General features: G+C 59.9%; 11 protein-coding genes and 1 pseudogene. 8 read left to right on the forward strand and 4 right to left on the reverse strand.

Annotated elements, in window-relative coordinates:
* Positions 1–270, forward strand: a pseudogene (locus WEA77_RS16170) (hypothetical protein); the annotation flags it as partial.
* Positions 271–516: 246 nt separating this feature from the next.
* Here WEA77_RS16170 and WEA77_RS16175 read toward each other — a convergent pair.
* Positions 517–1,395, reverse strand: coding sequence for a tetratricopeptide repeat protein (locus tag WEA77_RS16175; protein WP_368068901.1), 879 nt, complete (start codon positions 1,393–1,395; stop codon positions 517–519).
* Between the two features lie 206 nt (positions 1,396–1,601).
* Here WEA77_RS16175 and WEA77_RS16180 point away from each other — a divergent pair, with 206 nt between their 5' ends.
* From WEA77_RS16180 to WEA77_RS16205, 6 genes are all read left to right on the forward strand, one after another.
* Positions 1,602–2,039 carry a PilZ domain-containing protein gene (locus WEA77_RS16180; protein ID WP_368068902.1) on the forward strand — a complete coding sequence of 146 codons (438 nt, stop codon included), beginning with the start codon at positions 1,602–1,604 and terminating at the stop codon, positions 2,037–2,039.
* Positions 2,040–2,194: 155 nt separating this feature from the next.
* The gene (folE, locus tag WEA77_RS16185) at positions 2,195–2,908 is read left to right on the forward strand and encodes a GTP cyclohydrolase I (RefSeq protein WP_368068903.1); all 714 of its coding nucleotides are present in this window, start codon (positions 2,195–2,197) and stop codon (positions 2,906–2,908) included.
* A 7-nt stretch (positions 2,909–2,915) separates the two neighbouring features.
* Positions 2,916–3,344: a BLUF domain-containing protein gene (locus WEA77_RS16190; protein WP_368068904.1), complete on the forward strand. Its 429-nt coding sequence runs from the start codon at positions 2,916–2,918 to the stop codon at positions 3,342–3,344.
* A 145-nt stretch (positions 3,345–3,489) separates the two neighbouring features.
* Positions 3,490–4,041: a hypothetical protein gene (locus WEA77_RS16195; RefSeq protein ID WP_368068905.1), complete on the forward strand. Its 552-nt coding sequence runs from the start codon at positions 3,490–3,492 to the stop codon at positions 4,039–4,041.
* A gap of 536 nt (positions 4,042–4,577) precedes the next feature.
* On the forward strand, positions 4,578–4,826 hold the full coding sequence (locus WEA77_RS16200; protein ID WP_368068906.1) for a plasmid stabilization protein: 249 nt from the start codon (positions 4,578–4,580) through the stop codon (positions 4,824–4,826).
* Positions 4,823–5,236, forward strand: a complete 414-nt coding sequence (locus WEA77_RS16205) for a type II toxin-antitoxin system VapC family toxin (RefSeq protein ID WP_368068907.1) — start codon at positions 4,823–4,825, stop codon at positions 5,234–5,236. The genes WEA77_RS16200 and WEA77_RS16205 overlap by 4 nt, the downstream gene beginning before the upstream one ends.
* Positions 5,237–5,662: 426 nt before the next feature.
* Here WEA77_RS16205 and WEA77_RS16210 read toward each other — a convergent pair whose 3' ends face one another.
* The 3 genes from WEA77_RS16210 to WEA77_RS16220 are packed head-to-tail and all read right to left on the reverse strand — an operon-like array spanning position 5,663 to position 8,305.
* Positions 5,663–6,550: an amidohydrolase family protein gene (locus WEA77_RS16210; protein ID WP_368068908.1), complete on the reverse strand. Its 888-nt coding sequence runs from the start codon at positions 6,548–6,550 to the stop codon at positions 5,663–5,665.
* Complete coding sequence (locus tag WEA77_RS16215; protein WP_368068909.1) at positions 6,547–7,638, reverse strand: 4-oxalomesaconate tautomerase; 1,092 nt, start codon at positions 7,636–7,638, stop codon at positions 6,547–6,549. The genes WEA77_RS16210 and WEA77_RS16215 overlap by 4 nt, the downstream gene beginning before the upstream one ends.
* Positions 7,631–8,305 carry a 4-carboxy-4-hydroxy-2-oxoadipate aldolase/oxaloacetate decarboxylase gene (locus WEA77_RS16220; protein WP_368068911.1) on the reverse strand — a complete coding sequence of 225 codons (675 nt, stop codon included), beginning with the start codon at positions 8,303–8,305 and terminating at the stop codon, positions 7,631–7,633. The genes WEA77_RS16215 and WEA77_RS16220 overlap by 8 nt, the downstream gene beginning before the upstream one ends.
* A 104-nt stretch (positions 8,306–8,409) precedes the next feature.
* Here WEA77_RS16220 and WEA77_RS16225 point away from each other — a divergent pair.
* Positions 8,410–9,501 (forward strand): LysR family transcriptional regulator (locus WEA77_RS16225; RefSeq protein WP_368068910.1); only part of this gene is annotated, 1,092 nt, incomplete at its 3' end.

Genomic DNA, 9,501 nt, shown 5'->3' on the forward strand with positions numbered 1-9,501 from the left:
TTCACCAATTATGATCCGACCGCCGTCACCAACCTCACGTTGAATGATATTGCCGGTGATGTCTCCTCAACGACCGCAGCCATCTCCAACACGCTCAGTGTGACAACGCTTCCCGCCTCGGCCCGCCTCAATGTCAACACGACGCAGATGAACGGCGCCGAGACAAATGCATTCTCGAACATCGTGCTTGGTGATGTGACAGGTTCGGTCACGGCCACAGCTGCCGCGATCGGCAACTCGGTGTCGATCAACAACCTTCCCGTCAACTGAAGCCTGCCCGATCAGGTGACTTTAAGGAAAGGCCCCGCCCTCCGGCGTGGCCTTTTTCGCTTGTCCGGCAAGGCAGCAAAGGTCGCGCTGTCACAGGCTCACGCAAACATCAGGCGCCCTGCGCACCAAACAGACGCGGGGCCGGAAGCTTTGCCTGACCTGCGCGTGCGCGCTAGCGCCGCCGCGGTTCTCCGGAGAGGGGCCTTTTTCAGACCAAACGCGGCGCCGGCGCCCAGCGCTTCCTGGTCAAAAGTCCCTGGCTTGGAAAGCGGAAGCTTCTGCCCTGACGCGGGCGACCAGGTCTTCGGGCAGCAGTACAGCGACTTCTCCGGATTTTTCCGCCGCCGCAGTATCACCGTTCCCAGCGGCGATCAGCAGCCAGTAGAGCGCAACGCCAAGCGCCTCGGAATCCTGATCCGCCCGGGACAGCAGCAGCAGGGCAAGGTTGAACTGGCTATCGACCTCTCCTTCGAGGGCCGCCTTCGTGAACCACTCGGCCGCACCCTTCATGTCGGTTTCACCGCCTTCACCCTCTATCATGTAGACGGCCAGGTCGTGCATCGAGCGGCGGTGTCCGAGGCGCGCGGCCTCACCTGCCCAGTACCGCGCCTTTTCAAGGTCCCGGGCCGTCCCGTCGCCGGCTTCATAAATTTTTGCCAGCCGGAATCCGGCTTCGGCATCTCCGGACCGGACTGCGGACGCAAGGTCAGCAAGGGGGTCTGCCAGCTCCGGCGCCGGTGGAGCGCTGACTTTCGGTGACCGGCGTTCCGGCTGGACGCCGGAAGTTGCAAGGCGGTTCTCCTCCTGTCTGCCCGCGGCGCGCTTCAGTTCGCATCGCGGCTCTGCCGATCCATCGGTCTCAACGAATGACCAGGCCTGACAGATTGCCTCAGTGGCGCATGCCGCCTCACAGGCAAAAGGATCGGTTAGCCTCAGGATCTGGTAGGTGGCGCCGTGACGATAACGCCAGGCCTCATGCCCGCTTACCGCTGGCTGCCCCGATACTTCGGCCCAGGCCGCCAGGGGCGCTATTTCAGGGCTTGCAGTCAGCAAACTGACCTTGCCATCAGCGCCGGCGGACATGGCCAGCAATGCAACGGCCGGAAACATCAAAGTGAAACGCATGAGGAGCCTGCATCGCAAACAGATCGGTACTTTTTGCTAGCGAAGCCCTGTTAATGAAGTGTTTGCCTAAAGCTATCCGGATCTGCAAAGCCGATAAGGCGCCCCGTTCCCGCCGTTAACCTGAGCTCGCCAGCCTGGCGCGAAAAAGCATCGCTTGAAGCCCGGGGCAGTTTGACTTACGGAAATCTTATCTTTTTCGGGGTTGCTTGTTTGAAGAGATCAGTATGCCTCCCCCGGCAATGTCGCGGATGGCACGTGCCCGGCAACCCGCAGACTGCAACGCGCTGGAGCAGGACAGCATGTTTGAAAAGAAGCATCCAAAGATCAAAAAGTCACAGATCAAGCGGGCGCTAGGCAGTTCGCAGCCCCTGTCCGCCGAAGCGGCCCAGGCTTCGGGAAACAGCGAGAGGCGCAAGTCGTCACGCAGGAAAATCTGGGCGCCCTGCCGATTGACCTGGTCGCCCAATGGCAGCGCCGACGGGGTATGCCTGGATGTATCAGAAACCAGCGCCCGGATCAGGTTCCGCCACAAGATCGTCGTCCCGGTCCGGTTCAGGCTCTACTGTCCCCGGCTCGACCTTAACCATGACTGCGAGCTTGTGAGGCAGGACGGTTTCGATGCCTCGGTGCGGTTTCTGCCCTAGTAAGCTGGCGCAGACGATCCCGCGTATGCGGGACCTTGATTCGCCCGGCCACCGATACAGTTCAGAGGTATGTGTCCGGCCGTCCGACAGGATGGCCGGGAAAGGCCAGCCTGCCCCCCCCGGGTTTCCAACCAAGCCAGCGAGCCACGACCAGCATGGACGATAATCCGAAGACGCCCAAATCCTCGCCGCAGGAGCCTGTGTCTGCGAGGATCCGCGCGCGTATCCAGCGCGCCAGGAAGCGATTTCATGCCAATGATAACATCGCTGCCTTCCTGGAGGCAGGCGAACTCGATGCGTTGCTCGCAGAAGTGGAGGGCAAGTTCAAAGGCGTCCTGGAAAGCCTGGTGATCGACACTGAAAGTGATCACAACACACAAGACACCGCGCGCCGCGTTGCCAAGATGTATCTGACCGAAGTTTTCAGTGGCAGGTATGTCGAGGCGCCGGCGGTCACCGAGTTCCCGAACGCGTCATCGCTCAACGAGTTGATGATTGTTGGCCCCATCAAGGTGCGCAGCGCCTGCAGCCATCACTTCTGCCCGATCATGGGACGGTTATGGATCGGGATCATGCCCAACGAGCACTCCAACCTGATCGGCCTGTCGAAGTACTCGCGCCTTGCAGAATGGGTCATGTCCCGCCCGCAGATCCAGGAAGAGGCGATCACGCAGATGGCCGAAGTGCTGATGAACAAGGTCCGCCCGGACGGCCTTGCCGTGGTTATGGAAGCAGATCACTTCTGCATGCACTGGCGCGGCGTGAAAGATGATGAGACGAAGATGATAAACAGCGTGATGCGGGGATCATTCCTCAAGGATCACATCCTGCGCGGCGAATTCCTCGCCCTGCTGAACAATAAGAAGTAGGCCAACCATGCTCGTCCGCTGCCTCTATGCCAGCCGCCCCCTCGAGCCGCTCAGCGGAGCGTTCGTGGACAACATTCTCGAACAGTCGCGCAAGAATAATCCGGCGCTTGGCATCACCGGGCTCCTGTGCGTATCACAGGACCTGTTCATCCAGGTCATCGAGGGCGGCCGCGACGAAGTCTGCGACCTGTTCAACGCGATCGTGCGCGATGATCGCCACCAGCAGGTCCGCGTCCTGATTTATGAGGAGATCTCGGAGCGACAGTTTGGCAACTGGACCATGGCTCAGGTCAACATCAGCAAGCTCAATCCGGCGATGCTGCTGAAATACTTCAAGCGCGCAGAACTCGATCCGTTTTCCTCCTCGGGCCAGGCGACCCTTTCCCTGCTCTCTGACCTGATCGCAACGGGCGCTATCCTCGGGCACCGTGACTGACGCGGCGCGCTGGGAGCCAGGCCAGGGTCTCTTGCAGCTTGACAGATCCGCCGGTCCTTTCCCGGACTGAGGGGGGTGGCCCGGTTCTTGCTGGCCGATCAGTTCGTTTAACCCGCCCAATAGCAGGCCAGGAGGAAACTGCCTGATGCCAAAAGCCTTCTGCCTTGGTTCAGCATGCCTTGTAGCTGTATTCTTCGTCGGTCCGGCCGGCGTTGCCCTGCCGCAGGCAGCAGCTGGCGAACGGCTGGATGCAGGCCGGGCGGGATTTTCGTCCTTGCCTGGGGATATTTATGTCCCGCCGGTCCTGACCATTCCGCAGGGGTGGCGCGAACACCCCACATCTGACGGCCGGCTGGTCCTGATCGGGCCGGACGGGTTCAGCATGATTATTGCCTTCCGGGACACCGTTTCACTTAAGGCAGCGACCGAACGTCTTGGTCAGTCGATCGACATCTCGGCCGGCGTCAGCCTCAGTCCCAGGTTCCTGCCGAAAGCCGAAGGGGAGAAGGTGCGTAATGACTTCCTTGCTTTCGGCTTCGAGCCTCTGACGATCGGGCAGGTCATCATTCATACCGAAGAGGCGGGCCGCGCGCTCATTCTGATCGGTCTGACCCAGACCGGGATGGAGGTACAGCTTGCTCAGGCGCTTGAACGCATGTCCCCGCGACGCGTCGCTGTCGCCCAGCCAGATAACTGAGCGACCAGCCTTCTTCAGTCCCTTGAAAAAAGATTTTCCAGACAGCTAAGGCGAGCGCAATACGCGTCTGCGGCGACCAGGGGGAAGCACGCCCCGATCCTTCTGATCGGACGGGGCCAGCGGAGCCAGCCCAGACCGATACCGGCCGTGTCTGGACCTATGTCCGGGACGATCGGCCGTTCGGCGGGACCTCGCCCGCCAGCGGCGCTCCGTTACGCCTTGCGTGACCGGCGCCAGGAACATCCAGCTCGGTGGGGAGAGACGTTATCTGGAAATCTTCTGACACAGGTCTGACCCGGCCCGCGAGACCAGTAGCCGACAAAAAGAAAAGCCCCCGAAATCCGCAAGGAAATCAGGGGCTCTATCGGGTGCGGGAAGGCGCACCGATCAAAAAAGGATGGAAATAATTCTTTTTACTACAACGGCTTAATCTGAAGCTTGAACAAGCATCGAAGCGTCGTCGTGCCATCCAGATGGCACAAGATGGCTTGATGGCAGAGCCTCTGGGTGCTAAGAACTGCTCGATGGAGGCAATTATGGCTCAACCGCAACTTTCCGTACGAAGTGCCAAGGCGCGCGACCTGGCCCACCGGCTGGCGCAGCGCGAGCGGCGATCTATTGCCGACATCGTCGAGCGGGCGCTCGAAGCCTATGAGGTCCAGAATTCAGGCCGCGAGTCGGCGCAGTCGTTCTACGCGCGGCTACCGAATGATCATGGCACGGACATCGACCTCGAAGCCGTTATTGCCGAGGGGCGTCGCCATCATATTGGCATCACACTTTGATCTTCCTCGATACCAACGTCGTGTCGGAAACATTGCGAAAGTCCCCCTCCCCGGCTGTACTCGCCTGGCTCGTCCGGCATGACTCAGAACTCGCCCTGCCAACGGTCACCATTGCCGAAATCGCGTTCGGCATCGCCAAGATCAGGCCAGATGAACGTGCCGATCGCCTGTCTGACGGCCTCGCCAGTTGGCGAAACCGCTTCAGCGACCGGATCTTTGGTCTGACAGAAGCGGCGGCGCTCGCTTATGGTGATATCATGGGAGACGCATCCCGGCAGGGCCGGATGATGTCTGCGCCGGATGGCATGATCGCTGCGATCACGAAGGTCAACGGGGGACAGCTCGCAACGCGTAACCTCGCGGATTTTCAAGTATCCGGACTGGAGCTGGTATGCCCCTGGCAATCTTGATATCGATCGCGGCCAGAACGCTCACGTAGAAAGCAAAAAACCGCATACGCTTCGCCCCCCCGAAATCCGTGTGTCTCCAGTTGTGGGTCGGTGTCGCAACCAAACCCTACCGGAAATCACCGATGACCACCCGCAAAGTCGCCCGCGCCGCCAGCTCTCGAGACAAGCGCTGCGCGGGCGACTTCGCTAACCGTCAGTTGCACCACACTGAGGGACACGATCTCGACCGGCGGAGGCAGTTCTGGCAGCCTATAGGCGGAAAGGGTGTTCGGATGGGTCTTGTTATGTAAACAAAAAGCAAATTTCTCTATACGCCCAGTCCGAAGTGTAAAGAATCCGGGGTTCCGTAACGCTTAACATCTTCCGTGCCCGAAGCGAGGGTTGGGCAACCATGGGTATTGGGCGCCTTTGGATAATCGACAGATTTCATTGTGAGGGCAGACCCTCCGCCGGCCAGTAAAGCCGCATCGGATTGTCGATGAGCAGCTTGCGCTGCAATCCGGGTGTGGGTGCTATGCGCGGGATTAGATCGACGAGCGCACCGTCGTCCGGGATCGCATCCTGCATGTTGGGATGCGGCCAGTCGCTACCCCACAAAACCCTGTCGGGGAATGCCTCTACCAACGGCGAAACCGCGGCAACGAAGTCGTTGAAGGGCGGTCCCTGTTTCGAAAGGCGTTCGGCACAGCTGACCTTGGTCCAGACATTAGGATGATTGCCAAGGAAATCCCGGAACGCCCGCATATCCGGTCCATCCGGACCTTCGCTGACGTCGGGTCGGCCCATGTGATCTATCACGATGACTGTTTGTATGGCCTCCATAAAAGGCGTGAGTTCGCTGAGTAATTCGGCTTCGAAATAGATCACGACATGCCAATCAAGTCGCCTAACTCGCTCTGCGAGCACAAGGAACTGGTCCTTAGGCGCGTCATCGACGAGGCGTTTGAGAAAATTGAATCTTATTCCTCGAATGCCGGCAGCATTCAGCTCGTCGAGATCTGCGTCAGTGATATCAGGATCAACGACAGCAATACCTCGCGCCCTGCCCTGTGATTTCGCAATCGCATGGAGTGTGGCCCGATTGTCTGTGCCGTGGCAGCTTGCCTGTACAATCACGTTGCGAGTAAAGCCGAGTTGGTCGCGCAATGCGAAAAGGTCATCCGGGCCCGCATCTTCAGGGTGGTATTTGGCCTTCGGGCTGAATGGGAACTGGGCTTTCGGGCCGAAGACGTGACAATGTGCATCGACTGCTCCCGGCGGTGGCTTGAAGCGCGGCGCCGATGGCGCGTGGTGCCAACTCCGGATTCTTCTCATGGGAAGACCTTTCCGTCCATCAGCTTGCGTGCAGTCCTTAGGAGCGCGGCCGAGACCACGGCGCCCGTTTCGTCCGTATCAAGCACGCAGCTCATCTCCCCGGTGGGATGCTCAATCGACAGTGTTTTACGCAAGCCGGCTGGGATGATTGCAAGGACCGCAGCAGGGGATCCCGCAACAAGACAAGCTGTGGCGACAGTAACGGCACCCAGAACGCCGATCGAGGCATGGGCGCGGTGCGGTATGAAGCTGCGTACACAGATTGTTCCACCTTGCCTTGGGGGCGCCACCAACATCAATTTGGGGACAGATTGCTTGGCGACATTCCCGAGTGTCATCATCGGACCGGCTTTAAGGCGAATGGCTTCCATACGCGCCTTCAGAGAGACGTTGGCGTCAAGCGCGTCGCGGTCCTCGTAACCTGTGACGCCCACATCTTTAGCGCGTAGCACGACGCATGGCATACCATTATCAATCAGCGTACACTCCACGCCATCGATAACATCGATACGATTTCCGGTGGGCAGAAGTGCTCCGCAGGTCGAGCCTGACGTGTCACAAAATTCGAGCGGAACCGGCGCGTGGCAACCCGGAACACCGTCGATCCGCGCGTCTCCCGTATAGGTCACGCATCCGCCAGGGGTCTGAACCGTAGCGATAGCGATCTGATTAGAATTCTTCATCAGGATGCGGACACGGGTTTCGTCTTCTGTTGGTGTAACGAGGCCGCGCTCAATGGCAAACGGGCCGACGCCTGCGAGCAGGTTGCCGCAGTTTTGGGCGTCGGTAACGATGGCCTCGTCGACAAAAACCTGAAGAAAAAGGTACTCATCGGCAACCCCAGGCCGCGACGAAGCCTTCTCTACTGCCACCTTGCTGGTCAGCGGATCTGCCCCCCCCATTCCATCGATCTGGCGCACATCGGGCGAACCCATGATGCGGAGCAAGAGAGCGTTTCGTTCGGCTTCGGAGTCAGGCAACTCGTCGGCAAGAAAAAAACCACCCTTGGAGGTGCCCCCGCGCATCCACATGCAGCGGATACCTGATTCAGCGCCGAGCGTTTCCCGGCTTGCAGGCCGGTCAGACATACTTCAAGCCCATCGCCGCGAGCCTGGCGCGCATGTCATAGATATCGAGTCCTAGCTCGCCCTGAGCAAGGCGCTGTCGTTTGACATCTTCCTTCGCTTCACGCGCCCGCGCCTCGCGAAGAATATCAGAAGCTTCCTCGCGACGCACGACGCAGACGCCGTCATCGTCGGCGACGATAACATCGCCCGGCTCGATAAGTGCCCCGGCGCAAATCACGGGCACATTCACCGAGCCCAGCGTATTCTTTACCGTGCCTTGGGCAAAGATGGCTTTCGACCACACGGGAAACCTCATCCTGGTGAGGTCTCTGACATCACGCACCCCGGCATCGATGACCAAACCGCAGCAGCCGCGAGCTTCGGCAGAGGTCGCCAGCAGGTCGCCGAAATAGCCGTCCTCGCAAGGACTGGTCGGCGCGAGAACCAGGATGTCTCCCGCCTTAAGTTGTTCTATGGCGACGTGGATCATCCAGTTGTCGCCCGGCGGCGCCGAGATCGTCACTGCTGACCCCGCAATACGGGCACCCGGATAGATCGGACGAACATGACTGGCGAGCAGACCACGGCGTCCCTGCGCTTCATGGACAGTCGCAACGCCGCACGCCGCCAGACCGTCAATAACAGTTGGGTCTGCGCGACTAACGTCCTGAACTACTACATTGCTCATACCCGCCTCCGAAATCTGCACGACATAAACCCTTAGGACGAGAAGCCTCTTCGGGTCGAATACGGACTTCGCCTTGGGCATAAGCTTGTGCTAACGATTGTGTCATGCACATAGACGGTCTGAACATTCGGCATTTGCGAGCGTTCGCAAAAATTTACGAGTTGGGTACATTGCTTGCAGCCGCTCGGGCTGTGCATGTCACTCAGCCGGCTGTCACTCAGGGACTTGCGCGCCTTGAAATCCAGATCGGGGCAACCCTATTTGACCGTCATAGCGGCGGCATGCGGCCGACACAGGCGGCTGACATTCTCTACCCAAGGGCGATGCGTGCAATTGGCCTGATCCGGTCCAATCGTGTCTCGCATGCGCAGGTGCGCGCGTTCACGGCATTGGCGAAATGTGGCAGCTATGCTGGGGCGAGCAACGCAACCGGGCTGGCGCGTGCCTCGCTCCACCGAGCCGTATCGGACCTCGAACTTGCGCTGGCGCAGACGCTGGTTGAACGCCGCGGACGCGGCATCGTGCTGACCCGACAGGGCGAGGCTGCAGCCCGACGCTTCAACCTCGCTGGTGCAGAACTATCAGCGGCGATAGACGAGATCAACTCGCTGAGCGGACAGGCGCGAGGCCGCATCGCCGTCGGCGCGATGCCCTTGTGCCGTGCGCGCGTCCTACCAGCAGCAATTGTCGCTTTCCAGAAACGCCATCCTGCAACCGAGCTCCTCGTTGCCGAAGGCAGCCATTTCGAACTTGTCGAACCCTTGCGCGACGGGGAACTCGACATCTTGATCGGCGCCCTGCGCGATCCGCCGCCGGGGCAGGATCTTGTGCAGTTTTCCCTGTTTGATGACCAACCCGTTATTGTTGCGCGCGCCGGTCATTTTCTGGCTTCCTGTTCTGAGGAACCCGACCTAGCCCTGCTCGCAGCATACGAGTGGTGCGTACCGCCGCGCGGCGTTCCCTTGCGCGACCGCTGGGAGGAAATGTTCCAGAACCAGAATCTTCCCGCGCCGCGCGTTCGCGTCCAATGCGGCTCAGTCATGACCATTCGACAGATCCTGATCGAAACGGATTGCCTGACCATCCTTTCACCTGATCAGATCGCAGTCGAACTGGAAGCTGGCTGGCTTCAAATCGTCAGCAAGGCCCCTGAAAGCCTGGTCCGACAGATCGGCGTGACCCACCGCGCGGGCTGG

The organism is Hyphomonas sp. (assembly GCF_040882205.1).
In the GTDB taxonomy this organism is placed as follows: domain Bacteria; phylum Pseudomonadota; class Alphaproteobacteria; order Caulobacterales; family Hyphomonadaceae; genus Hyphomonas.